This window comes from Melioribacteraceae bacterium 4301-Me, from assembly GCA_041538185.1.
Classification (GTDB): Bacteria; Bacteroidota; Ignavibacteria; order Ignavibacteriales; family Melioribacteraceae; genus Pyranulibacter; species Pyranulibacter aquaticus.
The window spans coordinates 63685-85990 of record JBGORM010000008.1 but is presented as its reverse complement, the minus strand read 5'-3'; the positions used below and the strand labels follow the sequence as shown (position 1 = coordinate 85990).

The 22306-nt window shown below is 34.7% G+C and carries 13 protein-coding genes; 2 read left to right on the top strand and 11 right to left on the bottom strand.

The window, feature by feature from the left end; all coding sequences use genetic code 11:
- The first annotated feature begins 264 nt into the window (after positions 1 to 264).
- Together ABRY23_12635 and ABRY23_12630 are read left to right on the top strand one after the other, a co-directional pair.
- Positions 265 to 1335 carry a sensor histidine kinase gene (locus ABRY23_12635; protein ID MFA3783900.1) on the top strand — a complete coding sequence of 357 codons (1071 nt, stop codon included), beginning with the start codon at positions 265 to 267 and terminating at the stop codon, positions 1333 to 1335.
- Positions 1336 to 1366: 31 nt separating this feature from the next.
- A complete protein-coding gene (locus tag ABRY23_12630; GenBank protein ID MFA3783899.1) occupies positions 1367 to 1741 on the top strand; it encodes a response regulator in 375 nt (124 codons plus the stop codon).
- A 100-nt stretch (positions 1742 to 1841) separates the two neighbouring features.
- On the opposite strand, the gene ABRY23_12625 is transcribed toward ABRY23_12630, so the two are convergent.
- The 11 genes from ABRY23_12625 to ABRY23_12575 all read right to left on the bottom strand — a co-directional run bounded on the left by ABRY23_12625 (position 1842) and on the right by ABRY23_12575 (position 22291).
- Positions 1842 to 2672: a family 16 glycosylhydrolase gene (locus ABRY23_12625; GenBank protein ID MFA3783898.1), complete on the bottom strand. Its 831-nt coding sequence runs from the start codon at positions 2670 to 2672 to the stop codon at positions 1842 to 1844.
- 114 nt (positions 2673 to 2786) lie between these two features.
- On the bottom strand, positions 2787 to 5957 hold the full coding sequence (locus ABRY23_12620) for a glycoside hydrolase family 3 C-terminal domain-containing protein (GenBank protein MFA3783897.1): 3171 nt from the start codon (positions 5955 to 5957) through the stop codon (positions 2787 to 2789).
- 169 nt (positions 5958 to 6126) lie between these two features.
- Positions 6127 to 8619, bottom strand: a complete 2493-nt coding sequence (locus tag ABRY23_12615; GenBank protein MFA3783896.1) for a glycoside hydrolase family 3 C-terminal domain-containing protein — start codon at positions 8617 to 8619, stop codon at positions 6127 to 6129.
- Between the two features lie 19 nt (positions 8620 to 8638).
- Positions 8639 to 9871, bottom strand: coding sequence for a glycoside hydrolase family 5 protein (locus ABRY23_12610; protein ID MFA3783895.1), 1233 nt, complete (start codon positions 9869 to 9871; stop codon positions 8639 to 8641).
- A gap of 161 nt (positions 9872 to 10032) precedes the next feature.
- Positions 10033 to 10779 carry an alpha/beta hydrolase-fold protein gene (locus ABRY23_12605; GenBank protein MFA3783894.1) on the bottom strand — a complete coding sequence of 249 codons (747 nt, stop codon included), beginning with the start codon at positions 10777 to 10779 and terminating at the stop codon, positions 10033 to 10035.
- A 29-nt stretch (positions 10780 to 10808) separates the two neighbouring features.
- Positions 10809 to 12668 (bottom strand): glycoside hydrolase family 3 protein, encoded by a 1860-nt coding sequence (locus ABRY23_12600; protein ID MFA3783893.1) that lies wholly within the window; start codon positions 12666 to 12668, stop codon positions 10809 to 10811.
- Between the two features lie 23 nt (positions 12669 to 12691).
- Entirely contained in the window at positions 12692 to 14020 is a 1329-nt protein-coding gene (gene fucP / locus ABRY23_12595; protein ID MFA3783892.1) for an L-fucose:H+ symporter permease, read from the bottom strand.
- Positions 14021 to 14046: 26 nt separating this feature from the next.
- Positions 14047 to 15858 (bottom strand): family 16 glycosylhydrolase, encoded by a 1812-nt coding sequence (locus ABRY23_12590; protein MFA3783891.1) that lies wholly within the window; start codon positions 15856 to 15858, stop codon positions 14047 to 14049.
- 7 nt (positions 15859 to 15865) lie between these two features.
- Positions 15866 to 17902 carry a glycoside hydrolase family 9 protein gene (locus ABRY23_12585; protein MFA3783890.1) on the bottom strand — a complete coding sequence of 679 codons (2037 nt, stop codon included), beginning with the start codon at positions 17900 to 17902 and terminating at the stop codon, positions 15866 to 15868.
- Between the two features lie 275 nt (positions 17903 to 18177).
- On the bottom strand, positions 18178 to 19209 hold the full coding sequence (locus ABRY23_12580) for a PorV/PorQ family protein (protein ID MFA3783889.1): 1032 nt from the start codon (positions 19207 to 19209) through the stop codon (positions 18178 to 18180).
- 13 nt (positions 19210 to 19222) lie between these two features.
- Positions 19223 to 22291, bottom strand: coding sequence for a hypothetical protein (locus ABRY23_12575; GenBank protein ID MFA3783888.1), 3069 nt, complete (start codon positions 22289 to 22291; stop codon positions 19223 to 19225).
- Positions 22292 to 22306: the final 15 nt, after the last annotated feature.

The following is a 22306-nucleotide window of genomic DNA, read 5'->3' as shown; positions in this document are numbered from 1 at the left end:
TAATGTGTTTTATTTCGTGGTATGTTATTTGTTTATCACAAAGCAATTTGTTCTGAGAATACTTAAAAAGTCTAATATAGCGGTAAGGTGCAGACTGTTTGAATTTTGGTGTACGTTAAATAGCAATATCTGTAAAGGCTGAACAAGGGCGCAGCCAAGATTTTTTACAGATTATGAGGAATTGAAAAATTACTTTTACGATAACTTGCGGTTGTCCTTTAGTTTCCAGTTAACAAAAAAATTTTTCGTTAATAGAACACAAAAATGAAAGGAAGAACTTTTATTAATTTTTACGGATATGCATCAAAATTCAGAATATTATTAGTAATACTCTGTCTAATTCCAGCTCTTGCACAATCAAATACCAACAGTGAACAGAACATAATAATTAATAAAACAAATCAAGAAGTTCCCAACTCAACAAAAAAATCATTATCTAAAATTACCTTAGCTCAAGTATTCAACATTGAGTTAAAAAATTTTTTATCGCAGAAAACAAATTATATTTTATTGCTTTTAATAATTGCTTTATGCTTAACGACTTCACTCGCTGTCAAGACTTTTCAATCAAAGAAAAAATTAAAAAAATTAGTGGACATTAAAACAAAGGAATTACAGAAAGCATTAGACAAGGCTCAGCAATCGAATAAACTTAAGTCAGAATTTTTAGCTCAAATGTCTCATGAAATTAGAACTCCTATTTTTGTAATATTAGGCAACATAGCCATCCTAAAGGGAATCTTGGAAGAAAATTCTAAAAGCAAGAACAAAGAACTTTTTGATAGCATTGAATTAGCATCAAAAAGAATAATTAGGACTATTGAATTAATTTTAAATATGTCTGAAATGCAAATAGGAACATACAAACCAACATTAAAAAAAATTGACTTGGACAAAGATGTTTTATCAAAATTAGTAGATGAACATAAACAAATGGCTGCAAGTAAAAATCTAGAACTTATTTACAATTGCATGACAGAAAACACAATAATTACAGGCGATGAATACAGCTTAACACAAATTTTTGCAAATTTAATAGACAATGGAATAAAATATACAAAAAAAGGGAAGGTGGAAATCAGCATTAAAAGTAACGAACAAAATGAAATAATTGTTGAAGTAAGTGATACCGGTATAGGAATGAGCAAAGAATTTCTTAGTCATCTTTTTGAGCCTTTTGTCCAAGAAGAGCGCGGCTACTCGAGAACTTATGAAGGCAATGGACTTGGATTAGCATTAGTAAAAAAATATTGCGAATTAAACAATGCTAATATTGAAGTCGAAAGTGAAAAGGGTATTGGTTCTACTTTTCGCGTTATATTAAAAAATTTATGAAGCAGAAAATTTTACTAAAGGAGTAATTTCAATGAGGAATATGTTAGTTGTTGAAGATGATTATTTAGTTCAAAAAGTATTTCCGCGTATTTTTGATAAAAATTTTAAAGTAGATTTATGCGATTCTGCAGAAGAATTTTACAGCACATACAGCAACAAAAATTATGATATTATAATAATGGACATTTCACTAAAAGGGGGTAAAAGCGGCATTGAATTAGTACACGAAATAAAGACTAACCCATTATTCACGAAAACCCCAATATTATGTTTAACTGCAGACGTAAATGCAAAGGAAAGAAAAAATATTATCAATTTAGGAATTGACATGTTTTTAACTAAGCCAGTATCGATTGATATTCTAAAAAACTCAGTTGAGTCACTTCTAAAAAAATACAATCTGTAATATGATATGGTCAAATTTCAGCTAATTATTAATACAATTAATTAGGTTGGTGCTAAATTCATGTCTATTAAAAAATTTACTTGGACAAAACAAATCACATCTAAATTTTCTTATAAACTCTAACATAGTCAACTTCCATTTTTTGTGGGAATATAGAATTATCAATGCCTTGAGCGCCGCCCCAATTACCACCAATTGCAATATTTAACAAAAGATGGAAATCCTTAAAAAACGGCCAATATTCCCAGCCTTTACGTTCATTATTAAATGTAAAATAATTTATATCATCAACGTAGATTTTAATTTCAGTAGAATCCCATTCAAGCGCATAGGTATGGAAAGAAGTTGTAGCATCTAAAATTTTTAAAGTTGCTGTTTTGCCTGTGTTATCCACCCAATTATATTTATTAGTATGAATTGAACCATGAATAACGCCAGGATCATAACCAACGTGTTCCATAATATCAATCTCACCATTATCTGGCCAGCCTTTATTGCCTAACGACCAATCAGTAGGCAGCATCCAGATAGCTGGCCACGTTCCTCTGCCCGAAGGCAATTTTGCTTTTATCTCAAATCTGCCGTAAGTCCAATCGCCTTTATTTGCAGTAACTAAACGTGCCGAAGTATATTCATGGTTTAAATAAAAATCGCGTTTGGCTTCAATAATTAGTTTACCATCTTCAACTCTTGCATTTTCCAATCTAAAAGCAGAATAATATTGTTTTTCATTGTTTCCCCAGCCATTGTCCCCAACATCATAGCTCCATTTGCGCGGGTCAGGTAAACCTGTATAATTAAATTCATCTGACCAAACTAATTTCCAGCCAGGCAAGTCAGTTGTATCTGCCTCTGTAGGTTTAGAAGTATCTTGGCATGAACTAATAGATACGGATATTATCAGCATTAATAAAATTTTAATATAGTTCATAATAAAATCCAAATATTAGTTAAATGAGTTTTAGAGAAAAATAATCCAAGCACACAAAAACCTAAATATCAAATCCATAAAGTTCGTTTGTTTCTGTTTTGTTATATTCTTTCGTTATCTCAATAAAATCATCTTTTTCGTCGAAATAAAATCCCCAACTTCAAGTCTATCCGAATGGATCACTATGCGATAGAAGTACACGCCGCTTGGTAATTTAGCACCGTCAAATTTAATTTCATAAACGCCTGGTGATTTTCTTTCATTAACAAGAGTTGCTACTTCTCTTCCCAATAAATCATAAACCTTTAATTTGACATGTACTTCAACTGATTTGAGTGCATCAGCTGCCGAAATATGATAACGAATAACAGTAGACGGATTAAAAGGATTAGGGTAATTCTGTTCTAACAAAAAATTCTGTGGGGTAACCTTTAGATGTTCATTAACATTTGTTGTATTTACCACATTAAACACCTCTATTTCGTATAAGGAATAACCCCATTGTGTTGCTCTTTTTATTCCATAGATTCTCAAGTAACGTCCTTTTGATTGCACATCATATTTTTCAATTCCGCCTTTCCCATCAGTTTGGTGAATTAAAGTTATTGCTGAATTCCAATTCAAATTATCATCAGAAATTTGAATTAAATACTCTTTCGCGTAAGCTGTTTCCCAATTTAATTTGATTTGGTTAAACTCAATTGTTTGTCCAAAATCAATTACAATCCACTGTGGGTCTGAAAATTGTGAAGACCATCTGGTTGAATAACTGCCGTCAACCGCCTTTTCACCTTCCAGTCCAGCTCTTTCTACTGAAGAAACAAAGACAGTCTTATTCAATGCTAAATTCTGAGGAGGCAAATTATAAACTTTTACTTCAGAACGCTTTGTATTATTTGAGTATATAGTTTCAGAAATCAGGTTATTACTATTTACCTCTGCTTCAATGGAATAAGTACCAGGTTTATCAGCAACCCAAAAGTTATAAGAATTATTTATGCTTTTGTTGCTATTAGCTAACGCCATTCCGCCAGCAGGTATTGAATTAGTAAGTTCATCCGATTTACAGATTGGTACTTCATTTACTTTAAATATTACCTCGTGTGCTTCTCCGTTTGGACTTGCGCCCGTTCCATAATTAATAATTGATGCTATGAACCTTACTGTATCCCCTACTAATGGATACGGCGGAATAGTTCTAATATTTGCAATCTGCAAATCTGGCAGTGGCTCTGCTGGTGTGATTTCAAAACCCGAAGAAAGAGGTAAATTATCGGATGAGTCTCCGACCTTTACTATGTAATATCCACTCTTTACTTCATAATTTCCTGTAGATTCATTATAAACATAAAGTTCATTTGGTGTAATCTGGAAAATAACATTTTTAGTTTCACCTGGATTAAGATTGACGCGTTTGAATCCTTTTAACTGTTTTAATGATAAATCACCTTCATTCCCGTTGTAAGATAAATAAAGTTGCACAACATCGTTGCCATTTAAATTGCCAGTATTTGTGATATCTACGCTAACATTAACTATTTGTCCAGCTGAAGCAGTTTGAGGAGATACAAAAAGATTACTAAAAGAGAAAGTTGTATAACTTAGTCCAAAGCCAAAAGCAAACTGCGGTGTAAGACCTTGTTTATCAAACCATCTATATCCGCCGCCGTAATCGTCATCAAAGTTAAAATTTTGCGGTGGAAGTTGAGAATCATTTACAGGCATTGTAACTGGCAATTTACCACTGGGGTTATAATCGCCAAACAAGACTTGTGCAATTGCATTACCACCTTCCTGACCGGGATAAAACGCATATAACAAAGCTTTAATATCATTTATAAAGTAATTAACACCACAAATTCCGCCACTTATTAGGACAACAATCAAATTTTTATTGACCGATGACAAATACTTAATCAAATCTTTTTGTTTGCCAGGCAATTCAATTGAGCCGTTTGCACGGTCAAAGCCTTCACCTTCTTGTGTGCCATCTAATCCGCCAAAGTAAATTACCACATCTGCTTGTTTTGCATAATTAATTGCATCTGAAATATCGCTTGCAAAGCCATTAGCAATGTCGCATCCTTTAGCGTATAGGACTTTATTTTCGCCAACATAATTTTTAATTCCATCAAGAGGAGAAACTTTGAATAATGGTTCAACCCAACTGCTGCCTGAGCCATCTGTAATCATCACACCTGCAGAAGGACCAATCAAAGCAATTTTATTAATTGAGTTTTTATTTAATGGTAAGATATTATCCTGATTTTTCAATAATACTATACTTTCTTTTCCAGCTTGAAGGCATATTTCTCGGTGCTGGATACTATTTACATCCAACGGGTCACCTGGTGGGTAATAGTCTAATAATCCCGCAGTAATTTTTGTCCTTAACACCCTGCGTACTGCTTCGTCAATTACATTTTTTGAAACTATACCATTTCTGTAAAGATTAAGCAGGTTAGTTTGATATAAATCAGAACCCATTTCAATATCGCAGCCGGCATTTATTGCTTTCTGAGCGTTCCACAAAGAGCCCCAGTCTGAAACTACATAAAAAGGAAATCCCCATTTCTTTCTTAAAATATTAGTAAGCAGATTATAACTTTCTCCGCATTTTTCTCCATTTATTAAATTGTATGCATTCATTACACTCATAGCTCCGCCAATTTGTATTGCTCTTCTAAACTGCAGACCATAATGTTCCATCATCATTTTATCAGAAATTAAATAATTATTTTGTGTCCTGCCCGCTTGTTTATATTCGCTGAAGAAATGTTTAACAGTTGCAATAGTAGGAGTTGATTGGATACCTATAACTAAAGCGGTATTTATCATTGCACTTAGATAGGGGTCCTCACCGCTGCTTTCTGGACTTCTGCCGTTTCTTGGGTCTAAAGTTAAATCAAGACAAGGACCTAATGCTTGATTAATACCTTTGCCTCGAAATTCTTCACCCATTGCAATCCCTACTTGCCGTACAATGTTGGTATCCCAGGTAGCTGCAAGGGCAATACCAACTGGAAACGAGGTTGCATATCCGTTCCGAACACCATGAGGACCATCTGACATAATAAACCCAGGAATTTTTAATCTCGTATTATCAGCAGTATTAAATCCACCCTCTTTATGAAGCTGCTGAATTTCCTCTTCAATTGTCATTTGAGAAATAATGTTATTTATCCGGTCCTCAATTGTCTGTGCAAATAAGCAGCACTGAAATGTTTGAAATAAAACAAGAAAAACAATTATTACTTTTTTACTGTTAAGCTTTTTCTTGTTCATGATTATTCTAAATATGATTGTCAGTAACAAATTCACCAAGATTAGGTTGAGGAGATCTCGACCCTACAATTGTTGAATCGTCAGTTTTCATCAATGTAGGGGCGGGGTCATCCCGCCTTTTCATCAGCAATCAGCACAATAATCATACGTCTTTAATAACCTAAATTTCTCACAGATCTACATCAACTTCCAATGGCAAATTTCTTGAAGAAGAACCAATTAAAATTTTGTATTTGCCTGGGTCTATTTTCCATGAGTCAGATTTCTCATCAAAATAAGCAAATGAATTTTTATCGATTGTCATCTCAACAACTTTTGATTCACCAGGCTGTAGAGAAATTTTCTTAAATGCTTTTAACTCTTTTACTGGTCTATCTAATTTAGGGTTAATTGGTGAGATATAAAGTTGGGCTATTTCCTCGCCCTGTAAATTGCCCGTATTTTTTAGTTCAAAAGTTACAGTAATATTGTTTTCATTCTTGTTCAACTTAATGTTACTATAAGAAAAAGTAGTGTAAGATAAACCAAAGCCAAATGGAAATAAAGGTTCGATATTATATTTATCAAAGTGGCGATAGCCGACGTAAATATCATCGGCATAGTAAGTTCTTGCCTCATATTTTTTATATGAATTAAAAGCTGAGCAATCTTCCCATTTTTTAGGGAATGTGATTGGTAATTTTCCAGAAGGATTATAATTTCCTAATAATACATCAGCTATTGCATTGCCACCTTCTGTACCGGGGAACCACGCTTCAACAACAGCTTTAACTTTATCAATCCATTTATCCATTACAACAGGTGAACCGGTTTCCAACACGACAATTACATTTTTATTTACCTCAGCAACTTTTTGAATAAGCAAATCTTGATTATACGGTAACTCAATATTATCCCTATCTTTTCCTTCGGTTTCTATATTATAAGAATCCCCTACAAAAAGCAGGGCACAGTCAGCATTTTTAGCAATTTGAACTGCTTGCTGCAATAAATTTTCTCCTGGCAAACGCCATCCTAAAATTATTCCTGCATCGCCGCCGTTTTCATAAAACTCCACTTTTATTGGATATAATTTTTCTTCTTCTAAGGTTACTTCAAAGCTTCTGCTCTCAAATGCGTGGTCGTTCCAATCATTTATCATAAGCTCATTATTAAAAAATACTCTTGAACCATCATCACTTGTCACAGTTATAGTATATTTACCAGATTTTGGCGCCTTTAAAAAGCCAGTCCATCTAACAGAGAAATTATCTTTTTCAATTAGTGAATCTGGACTCCCCCCATGCCATTTAAAATTTATTTCATCATCGACTCTTTCAAGTTTAGGCACTCCTGATAAATTCATGTTATTATAGTATTCTGCATTCAAACCATTTTTTCGCATTGAACTATCAGTAAAAAAATATTTGCTGCTAATTCCCTCTTCGTCGCCCTCCATTACTACTCCCTGTGCAAATTCAATTTTAATTTTCTTGTTAATTTTGTTTTTTAATCCTTCTAAAGGGCTCACGGGATTAATAGGGGAGACGAGAGCACTACCTCCACCTCCAGTTCTTGCTTTATTTGCGTTAGGACCAATAACAGCAAGTGTTTTTATATTATGCTGTTTTAGAGGAAGAATTCCGTCGGTATTTTTTAAGAGTACGATACTTTCCAATGAAGTTTTGTAAGCTATTTCCCTATTTTCTTTGCTATTAATCATTGATTCATCTGGCTTAATTTCTTTATCAAACAATCCCAGTTTAAAAATTACAGTCAATATTCTTCTAACCTTTTCATTAATTTTACTTTCAGGAAGTTCACCATTTTTAACAGCATCTAACAAAGTAGATTTATTCATATACTTCCCAGTTGGCATTTCAAGGTCGAGTGCTCCATTTGCAGTTGGTAAAGAGGAGTGCACAGCTCCCCAGTCTGACATAACCAAGCCTTTAAATCCCCATTCCTTTTTCAATTTTTCATCCAATAAATAATCATTTTCGGCAGCAAATCTCCCATTAACTTTATTGTAAGCACACATTACACACAGTACATCAGCTTCAGTAACAGCAGCTTTGAAAGCAGGAAAATAAATTTCGTTTAAAGCACGTTTACTTACCCAAGTATCAATGTACAACCTTTCATATTCCTGGTTATTTGCTGCAAAGTGTTTAACAGTTGCAGCGGCACCATTTTCTTGTATCCCTTTAATATAAGCTACTGTTATTCTGGAAGTTAAATATGGGTCTTCACCAAAGCTCTCAAAATTTCTACCGCCTTGAGGGATTCTTGCAATGTTTACACAAGGTCCCAGTATAACATTTCTGCCTTTACCAATTAATTCGTGGGCTATTCCTTTTGCTACTTCTTTTACAATTTCCTGGTTCCATGTTGCAGCCATTGCAATCGATACAGGAAACGCAGTTGAATTTCCCCATCGAACTCCTACTGGTCCGTCTGACATTTTTAATTCTGGAATTCCCAAACGGTCATTAGGCTTGGTAGCAAAACCTGTACCGCCAAGAAGGTCTATTTTTTCTTCGAGAGTCATTCTGCCTAACAGATCTTCCACCCTTTTGTCTACAGACATTGTTTTATCTTTATATGGAAGATTTTGAGCAACTAACATTTCCGTGGTTAAAAGAAATGCTGCGAATAAAAAAAGAAAATCCTTCTTTCTCATAACTGCCTCTACTTTCTACTTAGGGATGGTTTTTAAATTTACATCCAAGAGCATTTATATAGCTGTTATTAATTTTGCAATTTTTTAGTTTTATATTCTCAAGCAGATCATTAAAAGCCTTTTTTATAATTTGATTTGAGGGGCGGTTTTTTCTTACAGCTTCAAAATTATTTCGAAGAGAGTTTGCGTACTTTATTATTTCATCCCATTCTTTTGTTCTTGAAAAGGAAACTATTGAACTTTGCGAATCCATTTTTTTATAAGGCCAAAAGCACCAACCGATACTATTTTTTTCTAATAACTCTCTAAAAGAACTAATCCATTCATCTTTATTTTCTCCCGATTCTCCAAGCCAAATAGGAACGTTGTATTTATCTCTAAAATTAATGTATTCTTGAATTTCTTTTTGTTGAATAGGCATCCAATATTTATGAAATGTGTAAGCCAATTTTTTATCAAATGGTTCGTTAAAAACTTTGAAATTAGTATCCCATTGGGCACCGCCCAAAAATATAATATGGTTTGTGTCGACTTGCCGTATTGCACTAACTATTTTTTTATAAAGCGGTTCAAGTTTGGGATTAAAATAATTTTGATCGAAAAAATGTGGTATAGGTTCATTAAGAAGATCATAGCCTAATACTGTTGTTTCATTTTTGTAACGAGAAGCAATTTTCTGCCATAATTCTGCGGTCAAATTTTGCATTGCCTCACTGTCGTATAAAAATGGATAGCCCCAGCTGTCATCTATATTATCTCCAGTCTGTCCGCCAGGTGCAGCATGCATATCCAAAATTACAAGCAAACCAACTTTGCTGCACCACGATATTAAACTATCCAAATACTGAAATCCTTCATCATTATAAATGGCAGGATATTCTTCAGTACAAAACAATCTAAAATTGAAAGGTACTCTTATTGAATTTAGACCTATTTTCTTAATAAATTTTATATCTTCTTGAGTGATATAATTTTCACGAAAACTTCTCCAAAAACTTTTTGTTTCTTCTGGTCCAAGCAGTTCCGTAAAAACGTCATTAATTAAACGAGCAGAATTAGCATTTTTAAAGTGGAACATGTATCCTTCTGGATTAAGCCAGTTACCCAGATTAATTCCTTTAAGCAGCAAAGTCTCACCATTCGGTTTGATAAATTTTTTGCCTTCTACTTTTACAAATTGATTCTGTTGTGCGCTGATGGGGGTAAGGAAAAGTAAAAACAAAAATGAAATAGCTTTATAAGTATGCTCCATAGATTTCCAATTTATAGTTATCTAAAAAATTTACTGGAAATAGTCATAAAGAGCCTTGTGGAACTCACTTAAGTCGTAAATTTTTGCTTCACTAAGTTCCATCAATACAACACAAAGTTCCACAGCGTCGAAATAAAGTTTTGTAATAGTAATTTATTTAATTACTTCCTTCTAGTATTAATTTGTTGCAGCATCCACACGTACAAATTTGGATTGTTGTAAGTTTCTGTCCATGCATCATGTCCTGCTTCGGGATAAATAGTAAACTGAACGTTGCCACCGCATTGTTTTAATGCATCAACCATTCTTTGTTCAGCTTCAATAGGGACAACATTATCTTTAGCACCATGGAAAACCCAGAGAGGCACATTTTTAAGCTTGCAAACTTCAAAAGTATCACCCCACCCGCATATTGGAATTACTGCAGCAAATCTATCTGGATACGCAATAGCTAACTGCCATGCACCATATCCGCCCATACTTAAACCAGTTAAATATACTCTGCTTAAGTCCACATTATAATTTTTTTCTATTTCATCTAATAGACTTATAAGGACGTCCGTTGACCATCTTTGGTTAAGAGGGCATTGAGGAGAAACGACTATGAAGGGAAATTGTTTTCCTTCGTCAATTAATTTTGGCGGCCCATGTTTTTTAACTAAATTTATATCCGTACCTCTTTCGCCTGCACCATGCAAAAATAAAAGAAGAGGCCACTTTTTATTAGAGTCGTTATATCCTTCAGGAAGATAAATTAAATAATTCGCTTCAACATTTTTTGTGATTGTTGCCCGAAAATGTGCCGCCGTTTGGGTTCCTTTAATATTTATTGCTTTATCCATTGTTGAACACCGAATAAGTAATAAACCTAATAAAGAAATTAATGCCGATATAAAAAAATTCTTCATAATAAGGCCTCATTCTTCTATAGAAAAACTCAATAACTTAATCCAAAGCTGTAAGGAAACAATGGTTCATAATTTTTATCATTATAATTAATTGGAATTTGATCCATGGATTTAGGCCAGCTGCAGGGCAGTTTACCAGTAGGTTTAAAGTCACCAAATAAAACATCTGCAATTCCGTCACCTTCTGTACCAGGCAGCCAAGCTGCTATAAAAGCATCAGCTTTTTCTAATTCATCATTAATAATTAATGGTCTTCCGGAAAGGAGCAGAACAACAAATGGAACTCCTGATGCTTTAAGATTATTAATAGTATTTTTATCTTCTTCGGAAAGATACAAGCTTTTTCTATCGCCAATCATTTCAGCGTAGGGTTTTTCACCAACAACAACAATAGCAGCATCAGAACCTTTGGCACCTGTTCCATCGACAGAATAAGTAATTTGAGTTTTTGGGGAAACGGCTTTTTTAATTGCAGTCAAAATCGTAGTACCACCTTCTATAACATTACCTGGTTTGCCTTGCCATGTAATCGTCCAGCCGCCACATTGTATTCCAATATCATCAGCTGCACTACCGCTAACATGCAAACGTTTTAGATTTTTAGCAAGAGGCAGAATTTTCTTTTCATTCTTTAACAAAACAAGAGATTGCCGAACAGCTTGGCGAGCAAGTTGACGATGTTCCTTTGAACCGATTTTTTTTAAGAGCGTGGTATCAGCAAAGGTTCTGTTAAACAAACCAATTTTATATTTGACTGTTAATATTCTTTTAACAGCATCATTAATTCTATCAAGTGAAACCTTGCCCTCATTCACTAATTCTTTCAAATAAGTAACAAATTGAACATAATTATTTTTCTCGTTGGGTTTATTAGGAATCATAATCATATCTAAGCCAGCGTTTATTGATTTTTCAATATCATCTTTATAATCATCTCCCAGCTGGTCAATTGCGGCCCAATCCGATACTGCAAAGCCGTTAAACCCCAATTGTTTCTTCAATACTTCTGTTATTAAATATTTATTCGAGTGCATCTTAACACCATTCCAGCTGCTATAGGAAATCATTATCGTACCAACGTCGTTTTTAATTGCTTCGAGGTAAGGAGGCAAATGAATAGAGAACAATTCTTCTTTGCTACATTCAACATTGCCTTGGTCAACTCCATTAAAAGTTCCACCATCACCCAGATAATGTTTAGCACATGCAACAATTGAAGTATTATCCTTAAAGATCTCTTCCTGCAAGCCTTTAATAAAAGCTGCGCCAAGATTTTTTACTATATCAGGTGTTTCACCAAAGCTTTCATAAGTTCTGCCCCATTTTTCATTCCTGGCAACTGCAATACATGGAGCGAAACTCCAATTAATTCCTGTAGCAGCAATTTCAGCTGCAGTGGCTTTACCTATTTTTTCTACAAGCTCGGCATCTCGAGTTGCGCCTAAACCAATATTATGCGGAAAAATTGTTGCACCGTTTACGTTATTATGCCCATGAACGGCATCTATACCTAATATCAATGGAATTTTTAATCTTGTTTTAAAAGCGTAGCTTTGTAAATCATTTGAAATTTTCAGCCAAGTTTTTGGGTAAGTATCAGGCGGTTCAGAATCGCCGCCCCACAAAACTGAACCAATAAAATATTTTGCTATATCCTGAGGATTGTCTTTAATTGCATTGTAATCTACTTGTGTCATCTGACCAATTTTTTCTTCAAGTGTCATTTGAGAAAGCAAGTTTGCTACTTTTTGTTCTATCACTTTCATATCCGTCTGATAAGTCACATTTTGTTTGTCTTCTCTTAAACCGCTGTTATTGTAAAAGCCTGTACCGGCAAAAAGTGCCGTTATAAAAACAAATATTATAATAACAAAAGATTTTTTACCCATAGTATTTACTCTTTAGTTTGGAATTATTTTGAAATAGCTGCAAGCTGATATTCATGTTTATGACCCTTAAAGCCATAATAAGCAATATATAAATAACAAATTATAGGCAAAAAGAATGCGTGATGAATTCCTATATTATCAGCAAAGTAACCTTGCAGAACGGGAATTAGAGCACCGCCAACTATCGACATACACAAAATGCCAGATGCTTGGCCTGTATGTTTACCCAGTCCATCAATTGCAAGCGTAAAAATTGTAGGGAACATTATCGAATTAAAAAAACCAACAGCCAAAATTGACCACATAGCTATTTTGCCAAATGTAGCCATAGAAACAATAACAAGAACAACCGCCATAAAGGCATTAAAGCCAAGCACGCTTCCAGGTTTAATTTTTCTTTGGACTGCCGAGCCGATAAATCTGCCAACCATAGCACCACCCCAATAAAAGGAGACCAGTTTACCGGCTTGAGATTCCGGAAGTCCAGCAATAAAAGGCTGACCAATGTAGTTAACAAGGAAGCTGCCAATAGAAACTTCAGCACCTACATAAACAAAAATACCTATTGCACCAAGTATTAAATGCCTATACTTCCAAGCACTCTGATGATAATGATCGTAGGAGCTGTTCAAATCTATAGCCCCTTCCACATTACCACCCTCTATTTTAGGGAGTTTTATAAATGCGAAAACTGCAGCTATTAAAAGTAATAATGCAGCTAATCCTAAATACGGAACTTGCACTGCGCTGGCTTGTGCCAATTTATAAGCATTAAGTTCTTCCATATTAAGCGATTTTAACTCTTCAGCAGTTTTAACTGCGACTGAAAGTATTAATAGTGAGCCAAAATATGGAGCAATTGTTGTACCTAACGAATTAAATGCTTGAGTTAAATTAAGTCGACTTGATGCAGTTTCAGGCTTACCAAGAATTGCAACATAAGGATTAGCAGCGACCTGCAAAATTGTTATCCCCGATGCTAATATAAAAAGTGCTACTAAAAATATTCCGTAAGACTGATACTCTGCAGCAGGGTAAAACAATAAACATCCCACACCAGCTGTTATTAAACCAAAAACAATTCCATTTTTATATCCAATTTTTTCGACTAACATTCCAGCAGGTAAAGAAACAACAGCATAAGCAGTAAAAAAACTAAATTGAATTAACATCACTTGTGTGTAATTCAATGAAAATATTGCTTTTAGATGTGGAATAAGGATATCATTCAAACATGTTATAAATCCCCACATAAAAAAAAGAGAAGTTAAGATAGTTAAAGCGGGCGTATAATTTTTTTCGCCATTGATAGTCGTGCTTATTGCATTTGCGGAAGTACTTGAGATATCCATTTAGTTCTCCTAACGTTAATTTTTTCTTACTGAAGTAAAATCATCTTTTTTGTCTCTGAAAATTTGCCTGCGGTCATTCTGTAAAAATAAATGCCGCTCGATAGATGATAATCTGATGTCGAAAGTTTAATTGAATAACTACCGGAACTTTTCTCTTCATTAACAAGTGTCGCTATCTTTCTACCAAGCAAATCGTAAATTTTTAATGTAACATGAGTGCTAACAGGTAATTGGTAACTAATTACTGTTGTTGGATTAAAGGGGTTAGGATAATTTTGCTCAAGCTTAAAATTTTTTGGAGTAACTACTCCATGTTCTACTTTAGTTGATATTTGCTCAATTACTAATCCATTTATTATAGGATTGTCAATCACCGATGAAAAGTGAATATCTAAAATTCCGTTATCTCCTATATAAATATTATCAAATACTTTATCATATTTTGTTCTTACACCTGCAACATTAACCAAGTCCAAAGAATTAATTACTTTGTTACCCTGAACGTAAACATCAAAAACTCTTTTGCCAGGTTCTGTAAAGTAATTTTCAGCAAACTTAAGTGCAATTCGATAAATGCCAGGTTCTAACTGAAATTCATACTTTGCCATTCCCCATCTTTCAGTTTGGTAAACAAGCTGTTCATCCGATGAAGCATTAACAATCGGCAAATTAAATTGACTTTTTCCCCCGTCTATATACCCGTATTGTGACTGATAATTCCATTCTTGATCTTTTAAAAAATCTTTGTAAGCTGATTCATATCCAGCAATCACTTTAATAGGGTATTGAAAAGTTTGAGGTATAAAAATTGGTTTCGATGAGGGATTAATTATATTACCAAACAAATCTTTAACTCCTCCACGTACAATAACACTTCCTGTAGTGACATCAGCGTCAAGAGTAAACAAAACTGTGCGTTTATCTTTTAGTAAATCGATGTTTTGAATTTTACTTCCCGGCAGATTAATTATATAGTTAGAAAAATTAACAGCGGAAGCTGAATCCAGTTCTTCAGAAAAAAAAGCAAAGATTTTTTTTCCAACTGCTCTTGCTGAAAGAATTGATGGCGGTGTTTTATCATTATAACCTGTCTCATTGTTGTTAGTTAAACACAAAACAAGTTTGCCATTAACAAACACGGCATTATCAGGTATAAAGTCACAGTTATTTCCATCCCAAGTGTGAGTTGCTTTTTGCCATCTTGTCGAATCAAAGAAATTAAAATCGTCTCTCCAACTAAATTTAAAATTATTGTTTGTCCCATAATCACCTTCACCAGGTTTATATTCATAATATGCAGCCCAATCATAGTAACCATAAGCCGGTAATACGGCTTCGTTCCATTCACCCGCCCAGTTTGTATATGCTGGGTTCCATATATTCATCATAAATTTTTGTGGGTGAATAAGCGTTTTTATATGTTCTCCAGTTTGACGATAAACCTCATCTCCATCAATAAACCAGGCGACATAATCAGGCGTCCATTCAAAAGCATAAGTATGAAAATCTTCTGCAGGGTTAAAGTTTACAAGTTGATGCCTTACGTGGTTCGTTTGTCCAGGAGTTATTGTATTGAATTGCACATCATTGTTATAGCGCCCTAAAATTTCTATATCAATTTCATTCCATTTTGAAGACGACCATGGGTCAGAAAGAGTACCATCAAAATAAGTAAATAATGAGGTTAACAGCCCTTCTTTGCCTGGAGCCTTGATGCTTGCTTCAAATCGGCCATAGAGGAAAGATTGTTTTGTTCTATATTCTGCACCCTTATAATTTTTGCCAAAACAAACCGATAAAAGTGCTGTTAAAAAAATTATTGCAGTGATAGCTTTCATGTTAGGCTCATCTTAAAAGCAACATTTTTTTTATTAATGAATTTTTGTCAACAGTTATTTTATAAAAATAAACACCGCTCGGTAAGTTGTTGCCGTTAAATTCAACTTTATAATCTCCAAAAAATTTTTCTTCGTTAACTAGAGTTGTAATTTCTCTCCCAAGAATATCAAAAACTTTTAGTGTTACACTAACTTGGTCTGCTAATACATTATGATTTTGTGCATTAGCAGAAGTAAGTGAGTATTTTATTGTTGTGCAAGGGTTAAATGGATTTGGGTAATTTTGATCTAATCTAATTTCTAAAGGTAAGGTACAATTTATTCTTTCAACGTTATCTAATTTACTTTCTCCATTAAAAAATCCCGCAACAAAAACCAAAGGAGCGTTCCAATTAATAGCAACCTCATTTGATGCATAACTATCAGTCTCGTCAACATAACAAAGCGCAGGTGGAGTTGAACTGTTGAAGCGACTTTTTAAAATATCATCTTGAAGAAATTGATTAGGACCTCCAGCAACAAATCCAGGCACAGGTTCATCAATACCATCCGAAGCAGAAGCCCGGTGATGGGGATGCATTACATGTTTTTCGCCGATACCAGTTACAAACGATAATTGATGTGCATTAATACCTAATATGTAATTCAATTGCTGTAATGCAGTATTATAATAGTCATTATTGCCTGTTAATTTATATGCGCAAATTAAAATAACAGCATTGTTCAACACAATTGAATTACTTCCCCAAGTATATTCCCCAGGTTGAATAGTAACATTAAATCCATCATTTTGACTTTTCGATATTAATTCTGCAGAAAAATTTTCAATGGCGGCCAACAATTCTTCTTTTATTGTTAAATTCGACAAAGTATTATTACTCATTAAGTAGGAAAGCAGCGCCATGCTCTGAACATTTTGCCAATTCATAGTGCTGTTAAAAACTCCACGACTTTTATAGTTAGTTAAAAAATAATCATGATATTTTTGATCTTGGACTGAGTTGAATAATTCAACAGAAGCCCATAATCTTTCGTCAGTATCATTATCGTCTCCATATTCGCCAGTGTGTGTACCAGCTGGATTTTTAAAGCCACCAGTTGGAACGATGTAACGGTTTCTTTCAAGAAAGGACCAAGCTTTAATTGCAGCATGCATACATTCATCTGCAAAAGTCTTGTCAAAATCCTTATAAATTCTTGCTGCCATTGCTGTCACCGCTGCAAAGTCTGCAGTAGCAGTACTCGAGACTTTATAAATATATCTTTTTGAACTATCGTATTGGGGCATTAAAAATGGAGCAAAATTTTCTGGAGTTAATTTTGTGAATACTCCACCGTCCCCCCTTTGCATTTTTAATAGCCAGTTAAGTTCATATTTAACTTCGTCTAAAATATCTGGTACACCATTACCGCTTTCAGGAATATTTAAATCATCTGCAGAGAACCTATCGGGAAAAAATTCATAAGCCATTAAAAGAGTTCCAACGCTCACACCTGCATTTACAACATACTTTCCAAAATCACCAGCATCGTGCCAGCCGCCTGTTGCAAGCATAAAACCTGCAGTATCAGTACTTGTATGAAAAAATCCATCTGCTATATGACATTTTGGATGGTAATATTGATTAGCATATTGGAGATTCAATTCCATCCCACATCTTTGAAAATAGAATGCCTTAAGTGATTTACGAAAAAGTGTATTAAATACAGTATCGGAAATCTCAAATGAAACTGATTTGTTGTTGAAATTATCTCTAATAAAATATTTTCCTTCGGATGAGAACTCTGTAAAATCCCCTTTATAAATGACCAAGTCGGTAGCAGGGTCTACAAATTTTGAAATTTCAGCCCTGTCTTTAAAAACAACAACTGAATTTTGTGAATTACACACATAAAAACTATCAACTGGTTGATCGAAGTAAACAGTTTTTACAGAATTTCTAAGGTATCCAGCTTGGTTAACAAAAACCTTTTGAGCAGAAAGATTGTAGTTGTAAATTAAAATGCTCGTTAGTATAACCATATAATAAATTTGACTTTTCATAGGCAAGTATTGTTAAAAGTAAGAGGCTTTCTAAAAAAGTTCTTTGTGATTTTTTTCATACATTTATTTCTCTCCAGGGTTTAGAAAATACTTCAATCCAAATTTTTCTCTAAAAAATTTACCCCTCGGTTTAGCCAAACCTTTTATATCAGATTGCTGAAAACATCGCTCCAAAAAAATTATTGTGCAAAGCGTAATAAATCACGAAAAGAACAATTTTTAAATTGCCTCTTACTTTTTTAACACAAGCATTCGCGGAGGCACCATGAATGCTATTAAAAACCGAGACCAATTGAAAATTTTTGAACGTTATTCAGTCTACCAAAATCACCATAAGAATAATCTATACTTATAATAAAACTGCTAAATAGTTTCTGTTTTACTCCAAATCCAAAAGTGAAAGACTCTTCAGAATCTCTTAAAAAAAGTGACTTATAGCCGCCTCTAACAAAGAACATATTGTTAAAAGCGTATTCTACGCCAACATTAACACTTTCATAATTATCACTTGGGTGAGCAGCGTCAACAGCTAAGGTTAGTTTATTCAAATCTGATTTAAGCGGCTGGTAAGCTAAACCCACTCGGAAATTTAACGGTAATTCCCAATAGTCAGTCTGATATTCAGCAGGTATCATACCATTGTTTCCAGTAGTTGTGGGATCGGGGTCATAAAGAACAAGATCAGTAGTTCCGCTTAATTTCATTTTTGTACCAAAATTTGAAATTGACATGGCAAGCACAATGCCATCAAAAGGGGTTATGTATTGAACTCCCATATCAATAGCGAAAGCGGTAGCAGAAGTCTTCCAAATAGATTGTTGAATAAATTTAGGATTAAATCCAATAGAAAAGTTATCAGTCAGATTAATAGCATAAGCAACGCTTATTGAAACATCAGAAACAGAAAAGACCTCGCCGGTACCTTCTGGTTCGTCAACAGTTCGAACTTTCATTTCACCAACATCAGATGAAATAAAACTTACTCCAACTGTACCAATACTGCCTAAATTGTAAGATGCAGCGGCGAAGTTGTATTTAATATCTGCAATCCATTCTGTATGGTCGAAAACTACAGCTCCACCTTGCACTTTAGTTAAGCCAGCAGGATTCCAGAAAATTGCAGTAGGGTCATCAGCAATTGCAACAAAAGCACTTCCCATTCCAGTTGCCCTAGCGCCTTGACTAATAGATAAAAACGGAGCTGCTGTAGTTCCACGCTTTGACACATTAGAGACAAATTCCTGAGGATATATACTTACGCAGGTAAAAGAAATTACAATGAAAAGAATTACCATTTTAGATTTCATATTAACTCCATAGCTATTTAATAACTGCAAATTTGCCCACATATTCACCTATGCCAGGTGCATCAACGTGGTAGATATAAAGGCCATAAGCTATATCCATTCCATCTTCAGAAACTAAATTCCATGAAATCGAACCATCTTGAGCACCGCCATCTTTATACAAAGTTTTTACCAACGCACCAGTAACTGTATAAATTCTTATCGTACATTTTTCCGGCAGGTGTATAAAATCTAATCTTCGTTCGCCCCGGCCAGTATAATTTATATTTCTCTTTTCCCATGATGCAGCTGCAATGTAAGGGTTAGGAACTACTGCAATCCGGCTCAACTGATTTTTGGCGAGTGAAACATCTACTTTAGCAGCTTTAGTTGCAAACGTAAAGTAATCCCCAGCTTTAAATGGTTTTTTAGTTGCAACAATAAATTTATCACCTGCTCTCGGTTCTATAGCAACTGTGGTTGTTGTAGGTCTATAATAACCTATTCTCCAAGTAAGTTTATATGCAGTGCCAACATATTGAATTATTACAATATCATCTCCTAAATCAAATTTTTTATTTTTATTATTATCGAATACTTCGGCATCGGCAGGTTGACCAGTAGTTAAATTTGTTACTTTGAATGGCACTTGCATTTTAGTAAAAGGTGTAGTGTAAACTAAGTTTTCTCCAGTAAATTCAATCTCGAAATCAGCAGGCCATTTTACATCTCTTGCAGGCGAACTGTTGTCTGCAGTTACTACCATGTCTAAGTTGCTAATGCTTTGAACAAATTTTGTTCTTTCAGCATCAATAGTAACCGAATCATTTATAACGCTAAGCACCAGGCCATCAAAAGGTGGGCTTACTTTATCACTTCCAATTAAAGTAGAATCAACAAAAGCTTGAAGAGTATCTGTTTTACCATCAGCTGTGCGGATAATTGAATAGCCAGTTGTTTTATATTGTGGAAAATCACCGACTGACTTAAAAACAATTTTGTAAGAATTGCCTTCTTTTATTTCATTTGGATTCAGAATAGAAACATTGAGATGCCCTGTGCCTATTCCTTCAGCAGGTTTAGTCAGTTCACCTTCAACATTTGGTGGAGTGTACCCAGCAACTGGTGCATTAGGTCTAACCACAGCGCAGTTTATATCAACAAATCTTATATTACCTACAAGGTCCTGCTGAATTATTTTAGTAGTTTCAGTTGGAATTAGGCCGGCTGTTCCGTAGTTTGGGTCACCTTGGTCATAAGCAACAAGAGCATAATAATAAGTTTTACCGTTAGTAACATTAGTATCGATGTAAGAATGCTGCAGCCCAGTATCATCTCCTCTCCAAAAATGAGCACCGTTAATACCCACAGGGTCTGGTCCTTTAATACCATCTTTAAGGTCGAATTGAGCGATTGGCTTCCAATACTTTGGTTCACCTTTTGAGTCCGTAATTACTTTGATATCGTTGAATTCTGGTTCTTCACTTTTATAGATTAAATAGCCTTCAAAATCAAACTTCCTCAAAAAATTGTCGTATGAATTTTCCGATTTGCTATCCCAATAAAGAAACACTTTTTTATCTCCAGCCACTGCAGTTAGAGTTGGTTTGTAGGGCGGTTTAGAAAAGTTATAATTTGCGTTATATATAGCTTGAACTGTTTCTTTATTAAAAATCATATCGGATAAATCGTTTCCAAAGACCAAAGCGACAGAGAATCTTTCTCTTCTATATTGTTTTAGTGGAAATGGGCCTGACCCAAAGACCATGCTTATATTTGAATTTTGCAAAGTTGTATCAAAATTATGATAAGCCATTTTCCTCCACATAACTTCGTCGTTTTTCGGCCAGCCATCGGTAGGTCCCTTACCAGAAAGTCTGTAAATAGATAAACTTGTTAGTCCAATTTGGTCTGATTCATCTTTATCAGTTCTATCAAAATTTGGTTCGCCGTCGGTTGGAATTCCGTCACCCTCGCCTTCATCAGGTCCAGTATATTGCGGGTCAAAAGGCCCAACACCATCTTTACCAAGATCATCGTTCAATGGCTCGTTTAATTCTGGGTCCCACTTACCATTTCCGTTCACATCAGTAAAACCAACCCAATCGTGATCATTATCAATTCCATCGTCTCTTCTTTCATCTACCATCCCATCTTCATCATCATCAATTCCGTTAAATCCATTGCCTGGACTTTCTAGGTAAGCATAACCAACGTAACCGGTTTTCCATCTATCCGGCGGAGCAATTCCATCTTTATCAAATGCATAGGCAATATCTAATTTAGTACTAAATGAAGCACAATCATCGCCGTTATCATCAACACCGCCAACACCCGTATCACAATAAAAGCCAAAGTAGGTGGTATCATAATCGTAGTCTGACATGTTAACTATATCAAAGTGCCAAAAGATTATATCTTCAGCTAAAACGTGAGACCATTGAAAACCTCTTACTTCTTCTCTAAGGCCTAAACCGCCGCGGTTTGAATCGGTTGCAATAGGATAATATAAATATGGCAATCTTGTAAATTCTTTGTCTTTCGAATCATCAATTACGTAAAAAGTTTCAAAGTCGGCATTTTGTACTCCTCTGCCAAAATACCCAAACCAGTAGCCATCCCAAGAGGGGTCGATATTAGGCAGTGATCTGGGCCAAGTTAAAGGCCATGTTCTTGGTTTAGTACTAATTGCTGGTTCTTCAGAAGCAGGGTTAGCATACCCGGGGACTGGTTCCATTACCCATAGTTCATTTGTAACGGGGTCAAAGTCAACTTCTTCGCGATAAGATGTTTGGCAGGGATGAATTAATTGGTGATTACCCGGTGCAATTACGGCCGAAGATGTCATTGGAGTACAACCATCAATGTAATTGTGTCCCGTACCTTTTGGCCATTCGCCAGAAGGTCTATCAGGCCAAGTTCCAATTTGTCCATCATTTCTAAATATTGTACGAATTAAATTCCCATCCATAATACCTTTTTTTCTATAGGTCTTATCACCATAAGGTTCAGTTCTGTATTTAAGAATTTGTTCTTGAGTTTGAGCTAAAAGCACTGAACCATATAAAGAGAAAAGAATTATACACAAATATTTAATTTTCATTAGTTCTCCTCACTT